Source organism: Edaphobacter modestus, from assembly GCF_004217555.1.
Taxonomy (GTDB): domain Bacteria; phylum Acidobacteriota; class Terriglobia; order Terriglobales; family Acidobacteriaceae; genus Edaphobacter; species Edaphobacter modestus.
Genome location: NZ_SHKW01000001.1, coordinates 1,584,752 through 1,610,936, shown reverse-complemented (window position 1 = coordinate 1,610,936; position 26,185 = coordinate 1,584,752). Strand labels below are relative to the sequence as shown.

The window sequence follows — 26,185 nt, the reverse complement described above, 5'->3', positions numbered from 1 at the left end:
TCCAGAGAAGAAGCCGAACCCGAAGTTGTGAGACGGGTGAAATATCCTGAAGGCTCGGGGAGAGTGAATGCAGGCGAGCGAGTCCACAGGCAACGAGCGGCGCAATCTGTATCAGCGAAGGATGTTTGAGATTCGCGGGGCCTTCGAGGCTGGCGCTTCAGGCTTGGCGACTCTCGCCGCCAGAACCTCGGCTGTGGACGAGTTGACCTGCTCTCTCTGGCAGGAGGCTCTGGAACAAAATCCCCGTCTTGCGGGAGGGGTTGCTTTACTGGCAATCGGGGGTTATGGACGCAGAGAACTGTTTCCGCACTCCGATGTCGATCTGCTGTTCCTTCTCGATGCCAAGGCCAGCGAAAAAGACCTGAAAGAGTCGATCCGGCGCATCAGTCAGGAGATGTGGGATTGCGGCATCCGGGTCGCGCAGACCATTCGCAGGCTTCCGGAATGCGAGCGTTTTTCCCCGGACAACGCTGAGTTTACTCTCGCACTGCTCGATCATCGTCTGCTCATTGGTGACGCCGGGCTCTATGCCAGGCTTTCCAGGGATACTTTGCCGAAGCTGGTGGAGCGCGATCGAAACGCAGTGGTGGACCGTCTGCTGGAGCTGACCCGTGAGCGTCACACCAAGTATGGCAGCACGCTCTTTCATCTTGAGCCGAATATCAAGGACTGCCCTGGAGGTCTTCGCGACGTTCATGTCTGCGGGTGGCTTGCGATCCTGGATGGCGCGTCCGGTCACAGCGCCTCCTCTGCAGCTGAGGACAATGGATTCCGTCAGGCAGTTGAATTTCTGCATCTGCTGCGATGTTTTCTTCATTACCGCCACGAGCGTGACGACAACACGCTCGATTGGCAGGCTCAGGATGCCGCCGCAGCGATGTCGACCGGACTCAACGGAGATCGCGGTAGCCCTGTTGATGCTGCTTACTGGATGCGGATTTACTTTCGCCATGCGCGCAGTATCGAACGCGCTTTGAAGCGGGGAATTGAAGATCTGCCTGCTCGCAAGCAGTCCAGAAAAATCATGCTGAAGCGCCCCCGTGCGGCCGAATCCTTTGGAGAGTTTCGTATCGAACGAGGACAGCTGATACTCAGGTCGGCTGTGGCTCTCGGGTCGAGGGCGGAAGATCCGGCGCACAATCCCGAGGTAGTGCTGGAAGTCTTTGCCGCCATGGCCCGCAGCGGCTGCACGCTGGACCGTGAGACTGAAGAGAGGCTTTCCCATGCTCTCGGGCCGATCTCCGCCAGCCTCGAGGAGGGCCCCGCTTTGTGGAGCCGGCTCAAGGATATTCTCGTCGGGCCCTATGCCGGCCACGCTCTTCGCGCCATGCATGCGCTGGGAATTCTCGAATTACTGGTTCCTGAATTCCACGGGATCGATGCGCTTGTCATCCGCGATGCGTATCACCGCTACACGGTAGACGAACACACTTTTGTCCTGATCGATACGCTTCACAGTCTCGAAAACTCCCCCGTCGCCACCAGGCTGGAATGGGGCTCGCATGCCGAGTGGGCCTCGCGCTTTGGAGCGTTGTTGCGCGAGCTTCCCCATCCCGCGCTTCTGTACCTTATGGCGCTTCTCCACGACACCGGCAAGGGGCGCAGCACGGGAGATCATGCGGAAGAGAGCGCGCGGATGGCGCGAGCGCTACTGGCGCGGCTCGAGCTCGATTCCTACGAAAGTGATCTGGTTACCGGCCTCATCGCGAATCACCTGGAGATGTCTTCGACTTTGCGCCGCGATATCTTCGACGCCGAGACGGTGCGAGCCTTTGCGGGCAAGGTGCAGACGCCGGAGCTGCTCCGAATGCTGACTCTTTTCACCTATGCGGACATCAATGCCGTCCATCCCGATGCCTTGACTCCCTGGAAGGCGGAGAACCTGTGGCGCCTCTATATCGCGACCGCTAACTATCTGGACCGGAGCGTTGACGATGATCGTGTAGGCGCGCAGGAAGCCCAGGAGCTGGTCGATCGGGTTTCGGCGCTGATTCCCGATCGAAGAGCCTCCGTCGCAGAGTTTCTCGAGGGCTTTCCCGAGCGATACGTTCTGACCCGCTCCGCCGAACAGATCCGCACCCACTTCAGCATGGCCGAACGGCTCAGCGAAGACAGGGTGCAGCTGGACTTCCGCTACTCCCCCGCAGTCAGCGAGCTCACAGTGGTCACACCGGACCGCGCCCTGCTCTTTGCCAATATGACCGGAGCCCTGTCCGCCTGGGGAATGAATATCGTGACCGCGGACGCATTCTCCAACCGCAAAGGAATCGTGGTCGACAGCTTCCGTTTCACCGACACGTTCCGGACATTGGAGATGAACTCGTCGGAACATGATCGCTTTGTAAAGAGCATCTACGACGTGATGACGGGGGCTGTGCCGGTCGAAAAGTTGTTGAGCGGGCGGCGTCGCGGACGGCGGAAAGCTCCAAAGGTCGCCGTGCAGCCGCGTGTCGAGTTCAACGACGAGGCATCTTCTCATAGCACCTTGGTGGAAGTTGTCGCGCAGGATCTTCCCGGACTTCTTCGCGCATTGAGCCTTACCCTCGCTGCCCACGGTCACAACATCGAGGTCGCCCTGGTCGATACAGAAGGCGAGACGGCAATCGACGTCTTTTATCTCACGCACGAAGGTGCCAAGCTCGAAAAGCAACAGCAGCGGTCCCTGCGTTCGGCTCTGCTGCATGCGATGGAAGAGAACGCGCGCTAACCGGACGTCGTTCTCGGCAGCGTTGAGAACCGATCGTCTTCAGAGACACTCTCGGAATGTTGTCGAAAGATCCCCCGAATGGCAAGCTCGGCTCTATTATTAGGGTATGAGCAAAGGATCAGAGAATACCAGTAGCGGTCGCCCGACAGAAGTGCCTCAAAAGGGAGACCGTTATCTCTTTGGCAGCCTCGATAGCTTCGCCAAGAATCAGGAAAAGCTGAGAGAGGTTAACTGGGGGTACGATCAGCCGGAAGGGATCGTCCTGGCGTCGCTCGACGCTGCGATCAACTGGGTGCGCAAGAATTCGGTCTGGCCGATGACCTTCGGTTTGGCCTGTTGCGCGATCGAGATGATGTCCATGGGAGGATCCCGCTATGATATCGCCCGCTTCGGTGCTGAGGTCTTCCGGCCCTCACCTCGGCAAAGTGATCTCATGATCATCGCGGGAAGGGTCTCGCAGAAGATGGCTCCGGTAATTCGTCGGCTCTACGAGCAGATGCCGGAACCGAAATGGGTGATCTCGATGGGCGCCTGCGCAACCTCCGGCGGCGTCTTCAATAATTACGCCTTGCTTCAGGGAGTCAATCAGGTTATTCCGGTTGATATTTATGTGCCGGGCTGCCCTCCACGTCCCGAACAGTTGCTGTACGCTATCACGTTGCTGCAGGAGAAGATACAACGCGAACGCGGGTCCGTCCGAAAGACTTTGAATCTCGCCTGATCTTTCGGAATTGCTAATAACTGGGAAGGTTCTCCCCTGGTCCTTCCGCACGTCGTTCGATGTAAAGTATTGAAAATATAGTTGCCGCAGAGTATTTTTTACCGGTACAGCTAGCAACCTGCGGTAAGCTTTACTGAATCAGAAGCACCATATCAACAAGATTGAGCCGAAAAGGCTCCTGACACTGGAAGAATTTGAGCGGAGGAAGTCGAATGGTTTATAGCCCTTTACGTAATTTTGGCCGGTTCGTACTGGCTGCATGTGCAGTCAGCCTTGGAGTCGCGAGTCTGGGTGCGCAGACTCCCAGCACAGCCGCCCCCGTGGGCACTAACCCCTCCCGAATTGATGTTTTCACAGGGTATTCCTATTTCGGGGCACACGGTCAGTTGAAGCCGCTGGGCGTCAATTACAGCTCCATTGATCTGGGAGCCATCGGAAGTGGCGCGTATTACTTCAATAAGTACTTTGGTGGCGAAATCAACTTTGTCGCCCATCCGGACGGTAAGAACGACGGATTGTATAGTGCTTCCGCTGGTCCGATCTTCCGCGCTCCGATGCAGAATTTCACCCTCTTCGCTCACGGTCTGGCCGGTGGCGGAAAGTTGGTTGGTCCGAACTCCTATCGCTCGTTCCAGTACCACAATCCCTGGACCTGGGGACCGACCCTTACGGCCGGTGGCGGTATGGACTATGATCTGCCCTTCTTCAATAACCGATTCTCGTTCCGCCTGTTTGAAGCCGATTATCGCTACATCCACGCCAACTTCGGTCCCTATACTCCTCCGCCCAGCGGACCAACCGGTGGACGCGCCAATCTGAGCGGCGTGGACCTGAGCACGGGTATCGTGACGCACTTCGGTCACATCATTCCTCCTCCCCCCGTTACCTTCACCTGCTCGGCTTCGCCGTCGACGGCTTACCCTGGCGACCCGATCACTGTGACCGGAACGGCTGCAAACCTCAACCCGAAGAAGACCCCCACCTATAACTGGACCTCTGATGGCGGCACTGTCTCCGGAACTGAGACCACCGCGAACGTCACGACGACGAACCTCAACCCTGGCAGCTACACCGTCAAGGGGCACGTCTCCCAGGGCAACAAGCCCGGCGACATGGCCGATTGCTCGGCTCCGTTCACCGTTCAGCAGTTCCAGCCGCCCACGGTCAGCTGCTCGGCGAATCCCTCGACTGTTGCGCCCGGCGATTCTTCGACCATCACCGCCAACGGCACCAGCCCGCAGAATCGTCCTCTGACCTACAGCTACAGTTCGACGGCTGGATCGGTCACCGGAAACACCTCCACCGCTACCCTGAACACCACGGGCGCTGCTCCGGGAACCATTACGGTAACGGCAAATGTGGTTGACGATAAGGGTCAGTCTGCTTCCTGCACCGCGACAGTAACGGTGAACGCGCCTCCACCTCCGCCGGCGCCGACCACCCAGGCTCTCTGCTCGATCAACTTCGATCGTGACAAGCGCCGTCCGACTCGCGTTGACAACGAAGCCAAGGCTTGCCTCGATGAGGTTGCTCTCAACCTGCAGCGCACCTCGGATGCGAAACTCGTAGTTGTCGGCAACGCCGCCAGCACCGAGAAGGCCGGAGTCAAGGCTGCCTCCGCTCGCGCTGTCAACACGAAGGACTACCTGGTGAAGGAGAAGGGCATCGACGCCAGCCGCATCTCGGTCTATTCCGGATCGCAGGACGGCAAGACGGTCACCTCCACGCTGGTACCCACCGGAGCAACTCTTGATCAGACCGGACTTACGCCGGTTGACGAGAGCGCTGTGAAGGTTGTCCCTCGCACTGGCGGGGCACATCACCGCTAGTCATCGCAACGAAAGAACGAACCAAAAGGCTGACCGGGAATCTTCCCGGTCAGCCTTTTGTTATCGAGTCAGCTAACATCTAATGGCCACGGTTAGTTAAACTTTGGTCAGCAGGATCTATGAGACAACTTAAAAAACGGACCTCTCTCCTCGCAGTTCTTATTACCCTATTTAGTTTCTCAGCCCGCTCTGAAGCGATCCCTCCTAACTGGCTGCCGTTCGGACCTGATGGTGGAGATGCGCGCTCGTTCGCAGTCGATCCTCATGACAACCAGCATCTCTATCTGGGCACCGCGGTTGGCTGGATCTATGAGTCGCATAATGGTGGAGGGGAGTGGAAACGGCTAGCCCGCATCGGAAATCGCGACGATCTCGTTTTAGACAACATCATCATCGATCCATCCACTCCAAAGAGAATTCTGGTAGGGGCCTGGGTGTTGGGCAGCACCGATGGCGGACTTTTTGTCAGCAGCGATGGTGGTGCAAGCTGGAACGTCGAGTCCCAGATGAAGGGGCAGTCGATCCGGGCATTGGTAAACTCACCCTCCGATCCGAAGGTATTCGTTACCGGAACACTCAAAGGTGTTTATAAGAGTGTCGACAGTGGAGCAACCTGGAAGCTCATCAGTCCTGAAGGAAGTACGGAGATTCATGAGGTCGAATCGATCGCCATCGACCCGAAGGACCCGAAGATCATCTACGCGGGAACATGGCATCTGCCGTGGAAGACCACGGATGACGGCGCGAACTGGTCGAATATCAAAGAAGGCGTGATCGACGACTCTGACGTGTTCTCGATCATCATCGATCCGAAGGATCCCAACGTGGTTTATGCGAGCGCTTGTTCGGGAATCTACAAGAGTGAGACTGCAGGCGGACGTTTCCAGAAGATTCAGGGGATTCCTTCCACTGCCCGCAGAACCCGCGTTCTCATGCAGGATCCTCAGCACCAGAACATCGTCTTTGCCGGGACAACAGAAGGGCTCTATCGCACGAGCGATTCTGGAAAGACGTGGATCCGTACGACAGGACCGGAGTTGATCGTCAACGACGTCTTTATCAATCCGGCGGATACAAACCGAATTCTGCTGGCGACCGATCGTGGAGGCGTTCTGGTCTCGAACGATGGAGGTGCCAGCTTCCGGTCCACCAACACCGGATTCTCCTCGCGACAAATTACGTCTTATGTCGAGGACATGCGTCAACCGGGAACGATCTATGTCGGCATGGTGAATGACAAAGCGTGGGGCGGAGCCTTCGTGAGCACGAACGGAGGGCTGACGTGGACGCAGAAGAATGGAGGGCTTGACGCCCACGATGTTCTCAGTCTTGGTCAGGGTCCGGATGGAACCATTCTCGCGGGTACCAGGCACGGAATCTACAGGCTGAATGGAGAGCTCTGGAACAAGGTAGACCGTGTATCTTTGGAACTTCCTGTGACGGAGGAGCCTCCAGTCGCAAAACCGGTTGTCGTCAGGAAAAAGGGAGCAGCGGCTCGGAAAGTTACTCCGAAGGCACCGGTGAAGAAGAAGCCTGCTCCGAAACCATTCGACGGATCCGTATTCGCCTTTACTCGGGACGGGCAGCAAATCTTCGCCGGGACCCAGGACGGGATTTTGAAGAGCGTCGATGGAGGTCTGAGCTGGAACCTGACTGCAGATCCGCAGGGGCATGTCTGGTCCGCGATCTCCTCCTCAAAATCGACGATTCTGGCTGCATCGCTGTCGAAGGCGTCTCTGACGACCGATGACGGTCGCACGTGGACTGCGATCAATCCTCCGTCGGAGCTGACCCAGATTACAGCGGTTGCCGTGGACGGCTTCGGCGGCCTGTGGATCGGCGGACGCGAGGGAGTCTATCTCTCGGAAGATAAGGGAACGACCTGGCAGGTGGTGAAGAACCTGTTTGTGCGGGATGTGAACAGCATCTTCTACGACGAGAAGGGACAGCGGGTGCTGATCACAGCCAACAGTCCTACGACGATCGCGTTTTCGGCGCACCTTCCGGATAAAACTGTGTCGTACTGGAATACCGGATGGAACCTGCGCCTGTTGCGGCCAGTCGGAGAGCATATGGTGGGGGCGACTTTGTACGACGGTGTCGTCATCCAGCCGGAGATGGTGAACTCTACCGAGGTCGCGAAGCACTGAGTCAGGTTTGCGACCCTGGCAAAGGATTAGAATTGTTGTATGAATCCGATTGCCACCACCGGGAATCCCAGTGCCATCTCGCTGACCCATGTTGCCGCTACGGCAGGTCTTCAGGGGTCGCCCGCACGGCCTCGACACTCCTTCCAGACCGACGATCGAGCGCTCGAGGCGATCGCGGAGAAGGTGCTGGCTGGAGAGCGACTGAGCTTCGAGGATGGTGTTCGCCTGTATCGCAGCGGCGACATTCTCGCGGTGGGTTGGCTGGCGAACTTCGTGCGCGAAAAGCTTCATGGCAATGTTGCGTATTTCAACGTCAATCGTCATATCAATCCCACCAATGTCTGTGTTGCCTCGTGCAGGCTGTGCGCGTTCGGCCGTAAGAAGGGCGAGGTGGGGACGTACACGATGGCTCTTGAAGAGGCATGGGAGACCGCGGGCGCCGGTTACACCGAGGCGGTGACGGAGTTCCATATCGTCGGCGGTCTGCATCCGGATCTTCCTTTTGAGTACTTCATGGACCTGGTTCGCGGCCTGAAGGAGCGATTTCCCAAGGTTCATATCAAAGCGTTCACGATGGTGGAGGTTGCGTTTCTTGCCAAGCGGGGCAAGATGACCATCGCTGAGACGCTGGAGCGGATGAAGGCTGCGGGCGTCGATTCGATGCCGGGTGGCGGAGCGGAGATCTTCGCCGATCGAATCCGGCACATTATCTGCGACCACAAGATCGACGGGTCGGAGTGGCTGGATACGGCGCGGCTGGCGCACAAGATCGGGCTGCGATCGAATGCAACGATGCTCTACGGGCACGTGGAGAACGACGAGGATCGCGTGGATCACCTGGTTCGGTTGCGCGAGGTTCAGGATGAGACGGGCGGATTCCAGACGTTTATTCCGCTGGCGTTTCATCCGGATAACACGGCGCTGGCCCACATTCCGCGGACGACCGGAATGCTGGATGTGAAGCAGATCGCCGTTGGACGGTTGATGCTCGACAATTTCTCGCACATCAAGAGCTACTGGCAGATGGTCTCGCCGAAGATGGCTCAGATCTCACTGCGGTTTGGAGCCGACGACATCGATGGCACCGTGATCGAGGAGAAGATCTATCACGATGCCGGGGCGACGACACCGCAGGGGCTGCGGCGGAAGGACCTGGTTCGCTTGATTACCGAGGCGGGCCGTGAACCGTTTGAGCGGGATACGATGTACCGCGCGGTGACACGGACCGAGGATACGTTTACGGTCGCGGTCTAGTTGATACCCCCCTCACCGTTTTTGTAAGTATATAATTTTCAGTAACTTAACTGGATTTTCTGCTGTAAAATATTGTATGGAAAGGGTTTAACCCCAAAAATATTGATAACAAAGGGTAAAGGCCCGAGCCTGGGAGCTTTTGGGCCTGTTTTTCGATCCCTGTATTTAGTTTAGCAGCGGGGGCTAAACTGATCGGCAGATTTATCCTGTTTGTTTTTAGTGGTTTGTATGGTTTTGGGGCTTGACAGGTTTTAGCCCTATGGTCGGGTGTCTCTCCATGATCGGGGGTCGCGCTTCGGGCGATTGGCAGGCGTTCATCGGCTTTCGCAAACTCTTTCCCAATCTGCTGCCGGGTAAAAAAGAATATCCCTCTGGACACCGCTAAAGAGAGAAACGGCTCGCAATACGAGAGAGAATCTTGGCCGCCTGCGACGCGAATATGGGCACCCGGTGCCCGGCTTGCGACGATCCTTGTGGGAGTGCGGGCGAAATACTGGGATTCTTCGCTACGCTCAGAATGACGGCATATTTTCAGAATGACGGTAAGTTTTCAGAATGACGGTATGTTTTCAGAATGACGGTATGTTTTCTGACGTAATTTCTACGTGGGATCTCCTGTTATCTTTTGTTGCTGTCGGTGAGGTCTTGGCGACGATAAGACCGTCGCGAAGATGGGGCACCAATCGTGGAGGGGCAGTTTCCGTGCTTCGAGAACCGCAGATCCTTCGACTTCGCTACGCTTCGCTCAGGATGACACTTGAGATTTGTGGATGACGTCTTGACGCTTTGCTGATGACACTTTTGAGGTTTGTGGATGATGTCTTTGACGCTTTGCTGATGACACTTTTGAGGTTTGTGGATGATGTCTTTGACGCTTTGCTGATGACCCCTTTTTTTGAGGTTTGTGGATGATGTTTTTGACGCTTTGCTGATGGCCCTTTTTTTGAGGTTTGCGGGTGAGGGCTTTTGGGGCTTTGTTGAAGTGTGGTCAATGCGCGAGGGCTTCGGGGCGGAGTTTGCCGATGCGGCCTTTGGGGCCTACGACGAAGGGGAGCGAGAGGGCGTTCCAGTTTTTGTCTGTGTCGGGGGCGTCTTGTGCGCTGGGCTTTAGGGTGCTCCAGTTCTTGCCGTCGTCGCGGGAGATGTCGGTTCCGTTGGGGCCTACGGTGATCCAGGTTTCAGTGGTGGAGTCGTAGGCGACTGAACTGCGGTAGCCGTGGGGTGGGGTTTGCGATGCGGTCCAATGTTGACCGCCGTCAATGGTGAAAGCCGCTGTTTCACTATGTTCTTCTGGTTTCTTGTAATCACCGCCGACAGCTATGCCGTAAGTTTCGAAAACGGGGCCTGTGCCGACATTGAGAGAGTCGCGCGATACTAGTTCGGATCTCTTGAACGAAACGGAGAAAATTCCAGCAGCGTCCCCCTTTGCCAGAGGCACTGGCCAGTTTATTGACCTCCATTCGCCACTTCCAAGCTCGATTCGATCGTCTGGGAAGCCGATATGTTGCTGAAAGACGTTGAGGTAGATTTTTGCCCCAGCTTTCCCACCAGTTCCGAACCAAACTCCCGGCCAGCCTATAAATAGAGAGCTATTGCTTGCTGCAAACGCACCCTGCGTTGATATATCCGCTTCGTTCCCAAATGATGTTCGGTATAAGAAGTGATCTCCTCCATCCTCTGTATAGAGCAAAGCAAAGCCGGTAAACTTTCGGCGCCTCGGCTTCGCATAATTGAATGCTCTCGTGATCGGGTCGCCCAGGATGAAGCCAAGCTTAGGATTTGGAAATTTGATGGCGTCCCAGAAGCCTTCTTTGTCGGGGTTGGTGAAGAGGAGCTTCCAGGTCTTGCAGGCGTCCGTTGTTTTGTAGAGGCGGGAGAGGTTTCCTTGGCCTGACGACATGACGATGGCGGTGTTCTGGTCGAAGGCCTGGATACCGCGGAAGTCTAGTTTTTCGGCTTCGGGTGGGGTGGTGCAGCGCTGCCATGTCGTGCCTTCGTCGGTGGTGCGGAGGACAGTGCCCTCGGTTCCGCTGGCCCACACGACTCCGTTGCCGACGTTGTGAATGCCACGGAAGCTGGCGGTGGTGTGGGAGTCCTGGATCTGCCATTGGGCGTGAGCGGTGGTGGTGAGGAGGGCCGCAGTGAGGACAATCCAGAAGGGCATGAGCGAAAGGATAGCAGGCAGCACTACGATAAACGGCTGCATCCGCTGCGAGGGACATGACGCTGCCGCTACATGGCCAGAGTGATGAAGTGGTGAATGTTGTGTGAAATGAATTGCCGTGGCAAGGGGAAATGATTTAGCACTGGCATCGGCCTAAAACGTGGAGATGGGAGCGTTTCAGGGGATGAGGAAGGGTTTTTAGGGGAGAAACTTTAGATTTCCGAAATGGCTACAGGGTTGCTAGGTGAAGTGTACTGGCACTTTGTTTTTTGGCCTGAGGAGGCTTTATGTACCTTTTGTTTCTCCCGTCCTTGGTTGCTCTCATAGTTATCGGCGGCATCACCTTGAAGGACCAGTTTAGGTTCAGAGCGCGCTAAGCCGAAGGTGGCAAGAAGGCCAGGCCTACCCGCCTGGCTCTTCTTGTGCCCGCTCTACGGTTGATTATGTCTGCTGATGGCAGGCCAGGATGCATGGAGATCACGCTTCGGATCGAGGCGTGGAGAATTGTGTTGGCAGGATACCGGCTGAGAGGACGAGCATCAGTGCGATTCCGACGGTGGGCACGAGAAGGCCGGCGCGAAGACCACCGAAGTGAGTGGAGATGACTCCAGTGAGCCATGGAAGCGTGGCTCCTCCGATCGAGGCTGAGGCGAAGAGGCGGCCGAGCCTGGGATGATTCGAAGTCCGCGCGAGCAAAAAAGCAATGATGAGCGGGTAGAGGGGGCCGATGGCTGCTCCGCTTACGGCGGTGACGATGAGGATTGTGGTCGGCGAGGGATGCGGAATGAGGATCAGTGCGGCCTGGGTGATGAGAAGAAGGATGAGGGAGCCTCGATAGAGGGCGGCCTCTGAGATGCGGTGGAGGAGAGCGGCCATGGCGAGACGACTGGTGAGCTCCGAGATCCAGTAGAGGAGGGCGATGTTGGAGGCAGCGAGGGTGGGGTCGTTGCGCAGGGCGAAGCTGGGAAGCCAGCCTCCCAGGGAGTTCTCGTTGCCGATGTAGAGGAGCATGGAGGCGGCGAAGAGCGTGAGGGGAAGAAGAGGCAGGAAAGCAGGTATGGGAGCCGAGGCCGAGGGTGAAGCTGGCGGCTCGTTCGTGAGGGTGCGGGGAAGAGTCGCGACGAAGAGGCCGCCGACGATGACGATCGCCGCGGTGATGAGAAAGAAAAGCCGAGTGTTGGAGGCTCCGCAGAGACGGGCGAGCACGGGGCAGGAGATCGCTCCGATGCTCCAGCTTACGTTGAAGAGGGCGAGGGTTGTGGCACGACGGGTGATGGTGGCGGTTCCAGCGACAACATTGCCGGCAGTGATGCCAGCGGAGAGACCGAGTCCGGCGGCGAAGAGGGCGATGTGAGCCCAAAAGAAGCCGGTCCAGGCGAGTGCGGCGACGCCTGCGGCGGTGAGAGCAGCGCCGCAGAGAAGACTGAGACGAAGGTTGCGGGTCGCGAACCAGGCGCCTACGAGCTGGCCGAGGAAGGAGGCGGTGAAGAGAGTTCCGGCCTGCGAGTCCTGGATATGCCAGCGTGCGATGAGCGCAGGGAGCAAAGGGCCCAGCATGACGGTGACAACACCCCAGGCCATGGTGCAGACGAAGAGGGGAGAGAGCTGCCGCCAGATGGCGTATGAGGAGGCGGGGGGAGAGAGGTTGTCGGGTACTGAGGGCATCCGGGCTCTAGGGTATAGGGGAATCGAGGGTATCGGTTTGGGGCGAGAGACTCAGAGGGACCTGGCGGCGCGACGTGGCTTTGGGGATGGCGCGACTGCAGTGGATTCGCGGACGACGAGCTCGGGTGTGAACCAGACGGTTTCAACGAAGGGCTGATCGGGGTACTGGATGCGCTTGATGAGGAGCTCGGCGCCGGCGACACCCATTTTGTGCAGCGGCTGGCGCACGGTGGTGAGGCGGGGGTTGGTGTACTCGGCGACGAGGATGTCGTCGAAGCCGATGACGGAGATGTCGCGGGGACAGGAGAGGCCGGCATCTTCGATGGCGCGGATGGCTCCGATGGCGGCGGTGTCGTTGAAGCAGAAGATGGCGGTGAAGTCGCGGGTTCGGGCGAGGAGATCGCGGACGGGCGGGTAGCCAAGCTCGGGTGACCAGGAGTTTTTTTCGAGATAGATGCAGAGCTCGGGGTGGATGGTGATTCCGATCTCCTTGGCGATAGCGTTGATGGCCTGCCAGCGGGACTCGGAGTCGAGGGAGAAGGCCTGGCCTTTCATAAAGGCGATGCGCCGGTGACCGAGCTCGTAGAGGTGACGGAGGGCGAGACGGGTAGCGCGGTCGTGGTCGAGGACGAGATTGGTGACTCCGGGAACGCTGATGTGGGAGGAGATTCCAACTGCGGGAAGGGGGACGCGCTTGCGCAGTTCGGTGTTGACGAGAAGAAGACCGTCGACTGCGCGGCTGATGAGGAGGTTGGGGTATTCCTCGATGAGGTCGGGTCGGCAGAGATGGCTGACGGTGAAGTAGAGATAGCCGGCTTGAAGGAGATATTCTTCGACGCCGAGCATGAGGCCGGTGAAGTAGCCCTCGCTGAGCTCGGGGACGACGACGCCCACGGTGTTGGTGAGCCGGGTGCGAAGCATGCGGGCGTGTACGTTGGGACGATACTCGAATTTTTTTGCCGCATTGAGAACCCGCTGGCGAGTCTCGGGAGAGATGGACTTGGCTACGGGCGAGTTGTTGAGGACGATGGAGACGGTTGCGGGCGAGAGATCAAGATACTCGGCGAGTATTTTGAGGGTGACCGGCCGGGTCGCGTCGGGAACCTGTTTTTTTCTGGCGGCCATGAGCTCCGGTACAGTCTTTCGAGAATGGAACAGTTTTACACTGCCGAGTTGGAGAATGGAATATCGGGAAGAGAACGGCATAGGATGCCTGGTGGGAATCTGGCGGAGAAGTGAGGGACGACGCTGTGGAACGTTTCGAGATGACACGCGAAGGCATTCGGTATCGAAGCTACGGCTGGCGCGATCTGGAAGGGATGGTCGAGCTGGACGCGGCGTGCTTTTCGGCGCCGTTCCGTTTCAGCAGGGCTGCCATGCGCAGGTTCGCGGAGGCGAGGAACGCGTGGGTTATTGTTGCCGAGGAAGAGAGTGAGCTGGCGGGATTCTGCATTGTGCACTGTGAGAAGACGGTGGGGGGCGAGATTGGTTATGTCGTGACGATCGATGTGGCTGAGCGGTGGCGGGGGAACGGCATTGGAGAAAAGATGCTGTCGCAGGGGGAAGCGTGGGTTCGCAGCTGGAACGGGACGGGAATGATGCTGCATGTGTTCGCGCAGAATGTGGGCGCGGTGCGCCTCTATGAACGCATGAGCTACAGCCGGGTTGGAGTGCAGCGAAGCTTTTACGGAAGCGGGCTGGATGCGGTGATGTATTGGAAGGAACTGGGCCCTGGGAAGCCTCGATAGTTGCTTTGTGCGGAGGGGATGTTGGTGGCTTTCCTGTGGAAGTCGCGGTGCCGGATTCTTCGCCTTTCGGTTCAGAATGACGGCAGCTGAGGCGTCATTCTGAGCCAGAGGAAAACAACGGGCAAAGAGGATTACTTCTTGCCGAAGACATCGCCCATGCGGCGGATCTGGGCTCCGACGCCGCGGAGTTTTTCTTCGAAGCGCTCGTAGCCGCGATCGAGATGGTAGACGCGATCGAGGATGGTCTCGCCGTCGGCAACGAGTGCGGCGAGGACGAGAGAGGCTGAGGCGCGGAGGTCGGAGCACATGACGGCGGCAGATTGCAGGGGCGATTTGCCGCGGACGGTGGCGGTGCGGCCCTGCACGGTAATGTTGGCTCCCATGCGGGAGAGCTCGCCGACGTGCATGAAGCGATTTTCGAAGATGTTCTCGCTGATGGTGGAGGTGCCTTCGGTCTGGGTGGCGAGGGCCATGTACTGCGCCTGCATGTCGGTGGGGAAGCCAGGGTACTCTTCGGTGGAGATGTTGGCGGCCTTGAGGTCGCCTCCGCCGGAACGGACGCGGACGCAGTCTTTGCCTACGTCGAGGCGGACGCCGCACTCTTCGAGCTTGGCGATGAGGGCGCCGAGGTGGGAGGGTTCGCAGGAGTCGACGTTGAGGTCGCCGCCGGTGATGGCTCCTGCGATGAGGAAGGTTCCTGCCTCGATGCGGTCAGGGTTGATGCGGTGACGGGCACCGTGGAGGCTGGTGACTCCCTGAACGCGGATGGTCGAGGTTCCGGCGCCTTCGATCTTTGCTCCCATGGCGACGAGCATGGCGGCGAGGTCGGTGACTTCGGGCTCACGCGCGCAGTTTTCGAAGAGGGTTTCGCCGTCGGCGAGGACGGCTGCCATCAGGAGGTCTTCGGTTCCGGTGACGGTGATCTTGTCGAAGACGATGTGCGCGCCCTTGAGGCGGTCGGCGCGGGCTTCGAGATAGCCGTGATCGTAGGTGATGGTGGCCCCCATGGATTCGAGGCCCTTGATGTGGAGGTCGATGGGGCGGCCGCCGATGGCGCATCCGCCGGGCATGGCGACGCGGGCCATGCCGGTGCGCGCAATGAGCGGGCCGAGGACGAGGGAGCTGGCGCGCATGGTCTTGACGATCTCGTACTTGGCGACGGGATCGGAGAGGATGCCGCACTTGATGCGGGTGCGATGCTGGGCGCGGCCGTAGCCGAGCTCAACTTCGGCTCCCATGGAGGCGAGGAGCTTGCGCTCGGTCTCGATATCGCGGACCTGGGGAATGTTCTCGAGGATGACCTCGTCTTCGGTGAGGATGGCGGCGGCCATACAGGGGAGGGCGGAGTTTTTGGCTCCGGAGATCTTGATGGTTCCGAGAAGTGGATTTCCGCCGCGTACAACAAACTTGTCCATCTTCCCAGTTTACGGAAGAGTGACGAGGAAATGGGTACTGAGATTGGTACCAACAAGGCGAAGCCGCCCTTGTGAGGCGGCTTCAGCCGGGAGAGAACGGGCAGTTAGCTTGCGGAAGGTGGCGTGGTCGAATCGGGCTGCTGTTGCTGCTGCCGCGAGGGCCGACGGCCATGGAACCGACGCATTGATTGAAGCTGTTGCAACTGGTCGGGAGTGAGAACGCTGGAGAGCTGTGTTTGTGTCTCCTGATGGATGGTGCGGAACTGCTCACGACGCTGATCGGGCGTGAGACTGGTGTTGGAGCGCAGGGAGGCGATCTTCTGCTGCTGCGTAGCCAGGATCGGCTCGAGCTTCGCGGTCTGGTCACTGGTGAGATTGAGGCGCTTGCTGAGATGCTGCGCGGCCTTGTGAGGATCGAAGCTGTGGTGATGGTGGCCGTCGTTCGCGGCCGGCTGCTGTGCCGTGGCATCGTTGGCAGGCTGCTGAGCGGCGGGCTGCTGGGAGAAGGCCGCAGGAGCGGCGAGGGTAAGTGCCAGGGCGGAGGTGAGAAGTAAGCGTTTCATTGTTGGTGCACTCCTTGTGGTAGCGCCGTGCTAGCGAATGCTGCTGATGGAATAAACACCAAGAATGGGGAATGTTGTGGTGATGTTTTCGATGGGGGTCGGTTTTATTGGCAAAACAAGAGAAAAGGCCTGCCGGAACAGTGAGTTCCCGCAGGCCCAAGGATGGAGATGTTCCTGGTTAGAAGAGGATCGTGCCCTGAGCTGAATCCGGCGATTGGGAAAGTAGCTGCTGCTTCCAAGGATCTTTCCGAAGTGGCGTTCGAAAGTTTCTGTTGGCTGGCCGAGATTGGTGAGATGGAAGTTCGCCACGGCGATCTGAGGCACCTGCGCGACTCCCTGGATCTGGAACGAATTCCTTGCTCGCAGATCTGTCCGCTTCGCATTCCTGGTTGAGACCCGGTCCAATCGTGGTCGCCAATCCATAGAGAGCAGGTTGTCATAGAGCGATATATTTGTTTTCGTCATCGATTCCGATGACGCTATAGTGATGTCGGGATCTTCCTCGAAAACCTATTCCTTTCAGTTCAGCGGGCTTATCGGATAAGCCGGTGCGTCTTTGTTGCTTGCATCGCTTTATCGGTCACCCCTGGCTGGACGCAAAGTCCACAGTCGATCCAAAGTCAAAACACGCAGCAAGGGAGGGCGGGAAGAGATCGCAAGAGGGTGCTCCTGTTGGAATGGGCGGTCACAGCGGGATGAACACACAGCCGCAGGAAAGGCCGGGAGTTACCAGAATCTACTTCATAGCTGCCGATGAAGTTAACTGGGACTACACGCCTCATGGAAGGAATTTAGCCGGGGTTCCTCATCCTGAAGCGGCAGAAGATGAATCGGCATCCGGATTGAATCACCGGGTTTATCACAAGGCGATTTACAGGGAGTACACAGATGCGACTTTCAAGACACTAAAAGACCGGCCGCAACAATGGTCGCATCTTGGGATTTTGGGGATGGGATCGCCGAGGGATGTCGACCGAGAGTTCATCGCCAACTTTGCTGTTTTTGACGAGACAGACAGCTGGTTTTTCGAAGAAAATCAGGGGAAAGAAGCCAGAGCGGCGCGCCTAAAGGCAACCGACCTGTTGCTTCGCGATCAGAATCTCTTTATTCGATTAATGGTTATATCGAAGCAAATCTGCCGATGCTTACGATGCGAAAGGGAGAACATGTACGGTGGTATCTTCTCTCAAATACCAACGAAGACGATGTCCATATGGCGCACTGGCATGGGAATACCGTTACATGGAACAACATGCGGATGGATACGCTGTTTCTTGGTCCAATGGCTATGGCCAGCGCTGACATGATTCCCGACAGCGAGGGCCATGTGGCTCTTTCATGTCATCTAACTGACCACTACGCGGGTGGCATGATCGCAAGGTATCAAGTGTTGCCTTAGAGCGGCAGAACGATGCCGTGAACCGGTATAACCGAGCTGAGACAGAATTGAGACCTAAGCGCTTAAGCCGTGTTGCTGAATCTTATATAGAAGGCTCCGATAGCTGATGTTAAGATTCATTGCCGCTCGTCGCCTGTTCCAGTTAGAGGCCGAGAGTGCATCCCGCAGCATACGGATTTCAGTCTGATTTTTTATCTCACTGATTGCATCCTTCATTCCAGAGAGGTTTGCCGTCTTTCTATTTCCTGCATCTCCAGTAACACTTGCCGCTGACATATTGCTTTGTGTTTGCGTCTTGCTTCGAAGATAGGCGTAGGCAGACTCCTGGTCTCGAAGAATGAGCGTTCGTATGACGAAGTTGCGAAGTTCGCGGAGGTTTCCAGGCCAGTGGTACTCCAGAGCGGCGTCAAAGATACGATCTGATAGGACAAGAGGCTCTCCGATACCGGATCCTCCTCTGCGATTCAGTTCCTCCATCACCAGGGGAATCTCTTCTCGCCGCTCGCGGAGCGGGGGAATGATAAGTGTCAAAGTATTCAGGCGATAGTAGAGATCTTCGCGAAATCGTTTTTCAGTGATCGCGGTCTGCATGTCGATGTTGGTGGCGGCCAGTACTCGAACGTCAACCTTGGTTGGGGAACGCCCACCGAGACGGCAAAAAGACCCATCCTGCAAGACATGGAGCAGTTTGGCCTGCATCTGCGGGCTCATCTCTCCGATCTCGTCCAGCAGGAGAGTTCCCTTATTGGCGAGCTCGAATTTGCCCGGTTTCGACTTCATTGCGCCGGTAAATGCGCCTGCTTCGTAACCGAACAGTTCACTCTCGAGGAGTTCGGTGGGCAGGGCCGCACAGTTGACATTCAAGAATCTGTTCTCGGAACGAGTGTGGTACTTATGCAGCAACATGGCGACAATCTCTTTGCCCACGCCGCTTTCGCCGAGGATAAGTACCGGAATGTCGACTGGAGCGAGTACTCGTATATCGCGATAGAGTTGCATCATGACTGGCGATGCAGCAAGGAAGAAGCGGTTGTCATCCAGTTCCTCCAGATGGTAGCCGCCTGCAGCTTCCGACGGGGTGTTGGCGGAAGGAGAGGGCGCTGCATGCTGCCATCGAGCAAGTCTCTCGATGTGATGGCGAGTTAAAGGCTTCGTCCACACGGTTTGAATATTCCAATTCGCAGCGCTGCTTTGCCAGTGGGTATCTTCTTTCTCGGTAAGAAGGCAGAGTTGCTCACTCCGAACCATCTGCAGGAGAGCAGGATCAAAGAGTTGCTCATTTGACTGGCTCTTCGCCACGTCAATCAAGACGAACTCCGCCCGCACGCCTCGACTAAGCATCTGAATGGCGTCAAGAGAGGTAGGAACGCATATCGCTTGATGACCGTGAGAGGAAAGTGAAGTGTGAATCAAATTGCAAACATTGATGTCGTCACTAATAGCAAGAATTTGCACGGCGTCCTTCATGTAAAAACACCTCAATGGCAGAAAATGCGCAGCAGTTACTTTCCGCGATCGGCAGATACTGCCGATACAAATGGGCTCGGGACGTTATGCAGCTTAGGAGTCCGGAGAACCATGCAGAAAATTAGACCCGCTCACTAGGACACACCTAGGTGAGTTAGGTAAAGCAAGCCCAGTAACAGGCGGCTAAGTTACTGGCCTGGTTATGGCCACGCTTATACCGGACTGTTGTGATGCCTGAAGTGGAGCGAATTTAGCTCTATCCCACAGAAGAGTCAAATAAAAAGTTGCACTTCTAGTGTGCACATTGTTTGTAGAGTCCCGGCAACTTAGTTAAGTACTGTTCCAGCTTGACTTAGAGGATGTATGCCGTACGTTTCCAAAGTGCATTGAAGTTCAGAATTGGTAAAAATGTGAGAGTTACGAGCATATATTTAGGTAACCTGTAAGTTACTGGGCTGGGTTCTGTCATGTGCTAATTTTGTATGGCTACTTGAGTGCAGTCCTGACCGAGATAGAGCAATCTTGAAAGTCCGACAGCTTTTTTCAGGAGATCGTGCGAGAGCGTCGGCGACATGACATCAGCCAGGTATCGAACGAAATGCTAAACCAGTCAAAGTCAGCCGAAATAGCCGGCCTCAATTTATCCCAGGTTGATGTTGCAATTATCGGCGCAGGGATTGTAGGGCTGGCAACGGCTCGCGAACTCTGTACCCGCTTTCCTGGCGTTTCGCTAGTCGTCCTGGACAAGGAGCGCACCGTCGGCGCTCATCAGACCAGTCATAACAGCGGTGTGATTCACTCGGGTATCTACTACAAGCCGGGCAGCCTGAAGGCGCGCCTTTGTGTCGAGGGAGCGAATGCCTTGATCCATTTCTGCCGGGATCATGGCGTACCCTATGAGATTTGCGGGAAGGTGATTGTAGCGACCACGGAGGAAGAGATTCCACGGCTGGAGGAGCTATATCGTCGTGGTAAAGGAAACGGCCTCGAAGGATTAAAGATGATCTGTGCGAAAGAGATCCGGGACCTGGAGCCATACGCGGCCGGTATTCGAGGGATTCATGTTCCGGGAACCGGGATTGTCGACTACGGTAAGGTTGCCGGGAAGTATGCCGAGCTGATCACAGCACGTGGTGGACAGATTCTGCTCTCCTGTGAGGTTATCGGGCTGAGATACGTCCATTCCGAGACGGTAATGGAGACGACACGTGGGGAGATCACAGCGAAGTTTGTTATCAATTGTGCGGGGCTGCAAAGTGACAAGATCAGCCAAATGGCGAACGTAAAGCTTGATCTGAAGATCATTCCATTTCGGGGAGAGTATTACGAGCTCTCGCCCTCAAAACTAGGGAACCTCAGAGGTTTAATTTATCCGGTCCCCGATCCCCGGTTCCCGTTTCTCGGCGTGCACTTCACGCGGCGGATTGAAGGCGGAATTGAGGCAGGGCCGAACGCAGTATTGGCGCTGAAACGTGAAGGATACTCCAGAGGATCGTTTGCATTCGGCGACGTGCTGGATTTTGCGACATTCCCCGGTTTCTGGCGAATGGCCGCGAGCTACTGGCACACGTCCGTTGAAGAGTATTACCGTTCCTTGAGCAAGGCTGCTTTTTTGCGTGCGCTGCAGCGGTTGATGCCTGATGTCAGTATGGAGGACCTAAAGCCCGGCGGTTCCGGCGTTCGGGCCCAGGCGCTCGGTATTGACGGGAAACTAATTGATGATTTTTACTTTGCTCATACTGACGGAATGGTTCACGTTTGCAACGTGCCCTCACCTGCTGCGACAGCCTCATTGGCCATAGGAAAACATATTGTGGATACGGCAGTTGAACGAGCCGGCAGCATTCTGCTGCGCTTCATATAGGTGAAAGTTGCCAAAATTTACTGCCCCATTTGTGTCATGGTGCGCGAGTGTGTGTGATGTCACGGTGGGCCGTGAGGAAGGGGACGTCACCCTTTCTCCGCCTTGGAAATGATTCAATGTTTCGCTTTCAATACTTGCGTGGCTTTCTGCAACTGTTTGCAGGTTTTTGATTTCCAAAGGGGTGATGTCCGTGTGGCACCAGCTTAGTGTTGCTTTTTTCTCAAAGGCGTTTCATCGCGACAATTGTGCTTCAGGCTTCAGTCGAGCGCGTGTGGCGACAGCTGTTCTCCCTGCCTGCGCTTGTGTGCCTTGCTGTGTCTGTGAGCGGTTGTGGTTCTGGCATAGTTGGAGCGTCTTCAGGGATGCTGATGGGCCCCGGTATTTCTGAGCCAATAGAGATGTTAGTTTCCGCCCAAATTTAGCCTGAGAAGGCGGAGGGATTTGGATGCGGAAGAAGCGGTTCACTGTAGAGCAGATGATTGGCGTGTTGAACCAGGCGCAGGTGGGTGTTCCGGTTGCGGAGGTGATCCGCAAGGCAGGAATCAGCGAGCAAACGTTCTACCGATGGAAGGCGAGGTACGCCGGCCTGGAGGTGGACGAAGTTCGTAAGATGGCGCAGTTGCAAGAGGAAAATCTGAAGCTGAAGCAACTTGTTGCGGAGCAGACGCTGGACAAGACGATGCTGCAGGATGTGCTGTCAAAAAAATGGTGAAGCCTTCGCGGCGTGGGCCGATGGTGGAGCGTCTGGTTGGATGCTACCTGGTAAGCGAGCGGCGAGCCTGCAGGGTTCTTCGAGTCCCTCGAGCGACCTACCGCTACCGAAGCTGCCTCGATCCGCGGACTGAACTGCGGATGAGGATCCGCGAGATCGCACAGAGCAGGGTGCGCTACGGGTATCGTAAGATCCGCGTGCTGTTGAACCGCGAGGGCTGGGAAGTGGGCAAGTATCTGGTGTGCCGGTTGTACAAGGAAGAAGGGCTAACCCTGAAGAGGATGAAGCCTGCCGGGAAGCGAAAGGCTGTGCGAACGCTGAACCGGTTGAAGCTCGACCGCGGCGTCCCGAAGGTGCTGTTCAGCGACAACGGCAGCGAGTTCACCAGTCAGGCGATGGATCTGTGGGCCTATCGGCACAGTGCCAAGATCGACTTCTCTCGACCAGGCAAGCCGACCGACAATGCCTTCGTCGAGAGCTTCAACGGCACGTTTCGTTGGGAATGCTTGGACACTCACTGGTTCCTGGTCTGAAGGAGGCAAAGCATCTGATCGAAGCCTTGAGACAGGAATACAACGAGAGTCGTCCTCACCGATCTCTCTGCAACCTAAACAGGTCGAAGACTAACCCTGACCTTGGTACAGAAAAACTAGGCCCTTCACGGGGGGGGAACAGAACATTTCAAGTGTTATTTTTCGTTTTTTTGTCACGTTAGCGAGAACGTGACAAAATCGGCGGGAATTTATTCATTGGTGTTCTGTTCTTTTACGACTATTTGCGCTGAGCGCATCAGCGTCTCTAACGGAAAGGATTCGATTTCTTTCAAACAACGTCTTCTCCATTGACGATGTGTCACTGGATCGAGGTCTTCTCCAGTGACGGCCTAGATGATGAGAGAAACTGGGCCATCATGCCATTTGCCAGTTGCATCTTTTACATATTTGGTGATCGGATATCGCACGTCCGCGAGATGCGTCTTCATCTGTTCAAGGAGGATAGAAAAGACATCAATAAGTAATTTGTAAAAATGTAGGTGACTTACCATTTCTTGACATGAAGGAGTTATCTCTTTAAAGGGCCATTCAGATAAAAATCCTGGCAGCAACGAATTGAAGAGGCAAGCCGTCGAGTCGAGGTGTTCGCTAATGTGTGTTAGGTGTCTTTCGCAGTCGGGGGTTCCGCAAATCAGGTTTTGCAATTTGGTTGGAAGTGTCGAGCTATCACTCAATGCAGCAAGAACCAGTTCGTTACAACCGCCTTTAACCAGTTTCTCGAGTTCCTGCTGGGGAATCGATTCGCGAAGAGCAGTTGAGCGTTCCTTGGCCCCTGAAGAAGCTCCGAGTGTAGATCACAATTTTGAGCTAACAAAGAGTTGAAAGCACGTAATAGCCAATCCCGAATTGCCTCTGAGCTTAAAACGCGTAATATCTGCTCCCGATTCGACTCTGACGAGTTATGGTTCATAGGCGTTTGTCGAGGACGAATAACAAATGCAGATTGTATAGAAGGACGCTCTATATGGTGAATACAAAATCTAGTCTGTTATCCATTAAAGGATTTCGGCGTAGAGCACTAGAGAGAGAAAGCGTGTTGACGCGAGGTGATTATATGAACGGTATGTTATTGCGAAGCCTCGGTAGATATACCGAGGAAGTGAACGCCGATGTGCAGAGCGTGGTGCTAAATCTAACGGGCACAAATAAGCTACATCACGCAACGTGACGTCTTCGACGAGATGGATTTGTCCCAACAACAGGAATCCTTCGAGACAAAGATCAAAGTGAGGTGTGTCGTAAGCTCGTCGATCACATTGAATGCGGACACTATACCCAGGCCGAGCTCGCGCAAAAACTTCAGATTTACCAACCTGATGTCAGCGATCTGCTAGATGGGCACCGATTTATCCCATGCCCTAGCTCGTTGGCAGGTTGCTTCGCTAGCCAATCCGAAGCCAAGTAAGTTGCGTGAACCACCGCTCCATAAAAATCGCTCCGCCAGCCAGAGGAAGGGCTGCAGTCTTGTGGTTGTGCCTGGATTCGATGCGAGTCATTTGCGGGCATTGCTTACGGTGCTCGAGGTTGAAGCGTGATCGGTCTGCCGAGCTTGAGATCTCTGGATGGAGCGCAGGGGGCGTGCATCTGGCTTGAGGCCGAGGCAACGGACATGCGCTGCGGATTTGATCGTCTGGCCGAGCGGGTGCGTGCAACGATAGGAGAAGACCGTCTCAGCGGGCACTACTTTTGCTTCGTTCGCGCCGCGGTGACCGGTTGAAGATACTTGCGTGGGATCGCGATGGTTTGTGCTCTGGTATAAGCGGCTCGAGGCTGGAGTTTTCAAGTTGCCGCGCATGACGCTTGTGCTGCTCCTCTTTCTGGGAAAGCCCGGCGCATTAACCCCCACCGAGGTTATGTCGGCGCACAAGGCGGGAGCCGACTTTGTCAAGGTTTTCCCCTGTGCCCCAGGCGTTTCCAGCTTCGTGCACGAGTAAGTCCACCATGGCTCACCGGCGTCTCCGCAAGCAAATTCCGCGGGACGGTTCAGTTGCAGTTTATATGCAAGACGTCTCCTAGTTCACGACAGCTTTACTTCCCATGAGCTGTCTTTTGAACCCATCTTCTCCGTCCAAAGATTTGCTGCCAACAGTCAGAGTAATAGACATTTACGTGGTGGGTTATGGCTGACAGCTCAATCGATTGATTCTGTAATCCCATTTGGTGATCCACGTGCTTACCTGTTAGGTACAGCCGTGAAACCAAGACTCTGGACCGGAGTTGATCTTCACAGAAACCGGTTGTGGTTTACGAGTAGTTTTTCAGCAGCCTTGTCATGGAGAGCGTCTTTGAACGACAAAACGATTCTGATCACTGGCGGGACGGGGTTCCTTGGTAAGAAACTCGGACTCGCATTGAAATCCGACTATCGGATTATTCTCGCGGGCCGCAATAATAGCCTCGCAAAGCAAGCTCAGGATCGCACGGGCTGTGAAGCCGTGCCACTCGACGTAACGAATATTGAGTCGGTTCGTGACATCGTGGTGGCAGCGCGTCCTAACATCATCATCCACGCAGCGGCGACCAAATTCGTGGACAATGCGGAACACCAACCCATGGAGTGCATTGATGTAAATGTTCTTGGCTCACAAAACGTCGCGCGGGTCGCCATGGAACGCGGCGTGGAAACCGTGATTGGTGTCTCTACGGACAAGGCATCACCTCCCGTCCGGAATACCTACGGTATGTCTAAGGCCCTTATGGAGCGTATCTTCTGCTCCTGCAATCGCATGACTGACACCAGGTTTGTATGCGTGCGATTCGGCAATGTTGTGTGGTCCACAGGGTCGGTATTTCCGCTTTGGAGGAGCATGCACGAGAAGACGGGCGTGATAGGCACAACCGGCCCTGAAATGCGACGGATGTTTTTCACTGTCGACGAATCCGTTCAACTCGTTTTGGCAGCGCTAAAAAACGCCGAACGGTTCCAAGGCAAAGTACTCTGCCGCAAGATGAAGGCGGCGCAAATCGAAGATATCCTGCGCGTCTGGTGCAGGCATAAAGGCGGCAGCTGGGAGAGGGTGTCAGGACGTCCCGGCGAGCGCGACGATGAATTCCTGTTCGGCGATATCGAGATTCCCTATACCTCTGAATTGGAGTTGGATGGCGTCACCCATTATCTGCTCTCCTTCAACGAGAAGGCGGAAAAGCCAGTGTCCTACGGATTATCGTCGGCAAATACCGACCGGCTGACCGATGCTGAAATCCTGGATTTAATTAGCAATCCACCACGCGAGGAGGTGTAGCGTATGACACGCATCCGACATGCACTCATCATGGCTGCGGGACGTGGCGTTCGTATGATGCCCCTGACGGCTGTCATCCCTAAACCAATGGCCCCACTTCAAGGATCGACACTCATCGCCGATGGGATCCGCCGGATTCGTGGGCACGTTGACGTGATTCATATCACAGTTGGGTATAAAGGACCGAAACTCGCTGAGCACGTGATCGACCTAGGAGTTGATTGCGTTTACAACACCAGCGGCAAGGGAAACTCGTGGTGGATTTACAACACGATGCTCAAGTACTTGGACGAACCCCTGCTCGTACTGACTTGCGACAACGTTGTGGAACTCGATATTGAACAGCTAGAGTTGGAATACGCCCGGCATAACAGCCCTGCGTGCATGGTGGTTCCTGTTGTTCCCGTCCCGGGGCTGGAAGGTGACTACATCTTTCAAGAGGATGGTGTAGTGACGAGGCTAGATCGGGATACGCCATCCGACAGGTATTGCTCCGGGATTCAAGTTCTAAGTCCCGCGATGATCAACCGCATCACTTCGCGGCAGGAGGACTTTTACGCGGTTTGGGAGCAGTTGATTTCCAAGCGCCAAGTCTATTGCTCGTCCATCTATCCCAAGCGCTGGTTTGCTGTGGACACGTTCGAGCAGCTCTCCTCGATTAACCAAATGGTAATGTCATCTAACGAAATGGTAGTGTCATCCGCGTCACAGCTGGATTGATTTCTCGACGG

General features: G+C 56.0%; 19 protein-coding genes and 1 pseudogene. 13 read left to right on the top strand and 7 right to left on the bottom strand.

Going from position 1 to position 26,185, the window contains the following annotated elements; genetic code table 11:
* The first annotated feature begins 67 nt into the window (after window positions 1–67).
* The 5 genes from glnD to mqnE all read left to right on the top strand — a co-directional run bounded on the left by glnD (window position 68) and on the right by mqnE (window position 8,661).
* Window positions 68–2,707, top strand: coding sequence for a [protein-PII] uridylyltransferase (gene glnD, locus BDD14_RS06725; RefSeq protein ID WP_130418129.1), 2,640 nt, complete (start codon window positions 68–70; stop codon window positions 2,705–2,707).
* 106 nt (window positions 2,708–2,813) lie between these two features.
* The gene (locus BDD14_RS06720) at window positions 2,814–3,428 is read left to right on the top strand and encodes an NADH-quinone oxidoreductase subunit B (RefSeq protein ID WP_130418128.1); all 615 of its coding nucleotides are present in this window, start codon (window positions 2,814–2,816) and stop codon (window positions 3,426–3,428) included.
* A 212-nt stretch (window positions 3,429–3,640) separates the two neighbouring features.
* Window positions 3,641–5,257, top strand: a complete 1,617-nt coding sequence (locus tag BDD14_RS06715; protein WP_130418127.1) for an OmpA family protein — start codon at window positions 3,641–3,643, stop codon at window positions 5,255–5,257.
* A 119-nt stretch (window positions 5,258–5,376) separates the two neighbouring features.
* Window positions 5,377–7,407, top strand: a complete 2,031-nt coding sequence (locus BDD14_RS06710; protein ID WP_165419951.1) for a WD40/YVTN/BNR-like repeat-containing protein — start codon at window positions 5,377–5,379, stop codon at window positions 7,405–7,407.
* 39 nt (window positions 7,408–7,446) lie between these two features.
* The gene (mqnE, locus tag BDD14_RS06705; RefSeq protein ID WP_242617785.1) at window positions 7,447–8,661 is read left to right on the top strand and encodes an aminofutalosine synthase MqnE; all 1,215 of its coding nucleotides are present in this window, start codon (window positions 7,447–7,449) and stop codon (window positions 8,659–8,661) included.
* Window positions 8,662–9,649: 988 nt separating this feature from the next.
* On the opposite strand, the gene BDD14_RS06700 is transcribed toward mqnE, so the two are convergent.
* The 3 genes from BDD14_RS06700 to BDD14_RS06690 form a co-directional block, all read right to left on the bottom strand.
* Entirely contained in the window at window positions 9,650–10,867 is a 1,218-nt protein-coding gene (locus BDD14_RS06700) for a beta propeller repeat protein (protein WP_242617784.1), read from the bottom strand.
* Between the two features lie 435 nt (window positions 10,868–11,302).
* Window positions 11,303–12,490: an MFS transporter gene (locus BDD14_RS06695; protein WP_130418126.1), complete on the bottom strand. Its 1,188-nt coding sequence runs from the start codon at window positions 12,488–12,490 to the stop codon at window positions 11,303–11,305.
* A 51-nt stretch (window positions 12,491–12,541) separates the two neighbouring features.
* The gene (locus BDD14_RS06690; RefSeq protein WP_130418125.1) at window positions 12,542–13,615 is read right to left on the bottom strand and encodes a LacI family DNA-binding transcriptional regulator; all 1,074 of its coding nucleotides are present in this window, start codon (window positions 13,613–13,615) and stop codon (window positions 12,542–12,544) included.
* A 140-nt stretch (window positions 13,616–13,755) separates the two neighbouring features.
* On the opposite strand from BDD14_RS06690, the gene BDD14_RS06685 reads away from it, so the two are divergent.
* The gene (locus BDD14_RS06685; RefSeq protein WP_130418124.1) at window positions 13,756–14,238 is read left to right on the top strand and encodes a GNAT family N-acetyltransferase; all 483 of its coding nucleotides are present in this window, start codon (window positions 13,756–13,758) and stop codon (window positions 14,236–14,238) included.
* 131 nt (window positions 14,239–14,369) lie between these two features.
* On the opposite strand, the gene murA is transcribed toward BDD14_RS06685, so the two are convergent.
* From murA to BDD14_RS06670, 3 genes are all read right to left on the bottom strand, one after another.
* Window positions 14,370–15,653 (bottom strand): UDP-N-acetylglucosamine 1-carboxyvinyltransferase, encoded by a 1,284-nt coding sequence (gene murA, locus BDD14_RS06680; protein WP_130418123.1) that lies wholly within the window; start codon window positions 15,651–15,653, stop codon window positions 14,370–14,372.
* Window positions 15,654–15,757: 104 nt separating this feature from the next.
* The gene (locus BDD14_RS06675) at window positions 15,758–16,216 is read right to left on the bottom strand and encodes a hypothetical protein (RefSeq protein ID WP_130418122.1); all 459 of its coding nucleotides are present in this window, start codon (window positions 16,214–16,216) and stop codon (window positions 15,758–15,760) included.
* 30 nt (window positions 16,217–16,246) lie between these two features.
* Entirely contained in the window at window positions 16,247–16,681 is a 435-nt protein-coding gene (locus BDD14_RS06670; protein WP_130418121.1) for a hypothetical protein, read from the bottom strand.
* A 676-nt stretch (window positions 16,682–17,357) separates the two neighbouring features.
* Between BDD14_RS06670 and BDD14_RS34355 the strand changes: the two genes are divergently transcribed.
* Complete coding sequence (locus BDD14_RS34355) at window positions 17,358–17,615, top strand: multicopper oxidase domain-containing protein (RefSeq protein ID WP_130418120.1); 258 nt, start codon at window positions 17,358–17,360, stop codon at window positions 17,613–17,615.
* Window positions 17,616–17,669: 54 nt separating this feature from the next.
* On the opposite strand, the gene BDD14_RS06660 is transcribed toward BDD14_RS34355, so the two are convergent.
* Window positions 17,670–18,956 carry a sigma-54 interaction domain-containing protein gene (locus tag BDD14_RS06660; protein WP_165419950.1) on the bottom strand — a complete coding sequence of 429 codons (1,287 nt, stop codon included), beginning with the start codon at window positions 18,954–18,956 and terminating at the stop codon, window positions 17,670–17,672.
* Between the two features lie 679 nt (window positions 18,957–19,635).
* On the opposite strand from BDD14_RS06660, the gene lhgO reads away from it, so the two are divergent.
* From lhgO to BDD14_RS06630, 6 genes and pseudogenes are all read left to right on the top strand, one after another.
* Window positions 19,636–20,946 carry an L-2-hydroxyglutarate oxidase gene (gene lhgO, locus BDD14_RS06655; protein ID WP_242617782.1) on the top strand — a complete coding sequence of 437 codons (1,311 nt, stop codon included), beginning with the start codon at window positions 19,636–19,638 and terminating at the stop codon, window positions 20,944–20,946.
* Between the two features lie 445 nt (window positions 20,947–21,391).
* Window positions 21,392–22,373: pseudogene (locus tag BDD14_RS06650) on the top strand (integrase core domain-containing protein).
* Window positions 22,374–23,743: 1,370 nt separating this feature from the next.
* Window positions 23,744–23,929, top strand: a complete 186-nt coding sequence (gene tnpB, locus BDD14_RS06645; protein ID WP_130418118.1) for an IS66 family insertion sequence element accessory protein TnpB — start codon at window positions 23,744–23,746, stop codon at window positions 23,927–23,929.
* A gap of 10 nt (window positions 23,930–23,939) precedes the next feature.
* On the top strand, window positions 23,940–24,146 hold the full coding sequence (locus BDD14_RS32365) for a hypothetical protein (RefSeq protein ID WP_207231697.1): 207 nt from the start codon (window positions 23,940–23,942) through the stop codon (window positions 24,144–24,146).
* A gap of 351 nt (window positions 24,147–24,497) precedes the next feature.
* Entirely contained in the window at window positions 24,498–25,454 is a 957-nt protein-coding gene (locus BDD14_RS06635; protein WP_130418117.1) for a polysaccharide biosynthesis protein, read from the top strand.
* Between the two features lie 3 nt (window positions 25,455–25,457).
* Window positions 25,458–26,174: a nucleotidyltransferase family protein gene (locus tag BDD14_RS06630; protein WP_130418116.1), complete on the top strand. Its 717-nt coding sequence runs from the start codon at window positions 25,458–25,460 to the stop codon at window positions 26,172–26,174.
* Window positions 26,175–26,185: the final 11 nt, after the last annotated feature.

Coding starts and splice junctions, on each gene's coding strand:
- glnD (WP_130418129.1), top strand. CDS start 68: ATGCAGGCGAGCGAGTCCACAGGCAACGAGCGGCGCAATCTGTATCAG.
- BDD14_RS06720 (WP_130418128.1), top strand. CDS start 2,814: ATGAGCAAAGGATCAGAGAATACCAGTAGCGGTCGCCCGACAGAAGTG.
- BDD14_RS06715 (WP_130418127.1), top strand. CDS start 3,641: ATGGTTTATAGCCCTTTACGTAATTTTGGCCGGTTCGTACTGGCTGCA.
- BDD14_RS06710 (WP_165419951.1), top strand. CDS start 5,377: ATGAGACAACTTAAAAAACGGACCTCTCTCCTCGCAGTTCTTATTACC.
- mqnE (WP_242617785.1), top strand. CDS start 7,447: ATGAATCCGATTGCCACCACCGGGAATCCCAGTGCCATCTCGCTGACC.
- BDD14_RS06700 (WP_242617784.1), bottom strand. CDS start 10,867: ATGCAGCCGTTTATCGTAGTGCTGCCTGCTATCCTTTCGCTCATGCCC.
- BDD14_RS06695 (WP_130418126.1), bottom strand. CDS start 12,490: ATGCCCTCAGTACCCGACAACCTCTCTCCCCCCGCCTCCTCATACGCC.
- BDD14_RS06690 (WP_130418125.1), bottom strand. CDS start 13,615: ATGGCCGCCAGAAAAAAACAGGTTCCCGACGCGACCCGGCCGGTCACC.
- BDD14_RS06685 (WP_130418124.1), top strand. CDS start 13,756: ATGACACGCGAAGGCATTCGGTATCGAAGCTACGGCTGGCGCGATCTG.
- murA (WP_130418123.1), bottom strand. CDS start 15,653: ATGGACAAGTTTGTTGTACGCGGCGGAAATCCACTTCTCGGAACCATC.
- BDD14_RS06675 (WP_130418122.1), bottom strand. CDS start 16,216: ATGAAACGCTTACTTCTCACCTCCGCCCTGGCACTTACCCTCGCCGCT.
- BDD14_RS06670 (WP_130418121.1), bottom strand. CDS start 16,681: ATGACGAAAACAAATATATCGCTCTATGACAACCTGCTCTCTATGGAT.
- BDD14_RS34355 (WP_130418120.1), top strand. CDS start 17,358: ATGCTTACGATGCGAAAGGGAGAACATGTACGGTGGTATCTTCTCTCA.
- BDD14_RS06660 (WP_165419950.1), bottom strand. CDS start 18,956: ATGCTTAGTCGAGGCGTGCGGGCGGAGTTCGTCTTGATTGACGTGGCG.
- BDD14_RS06630 (WP_130418116.1), top strand. CDS start 25,458: ATGACACGCATCCGACATGCACTCATCATGGCTGCGGGACGTGGCGTT.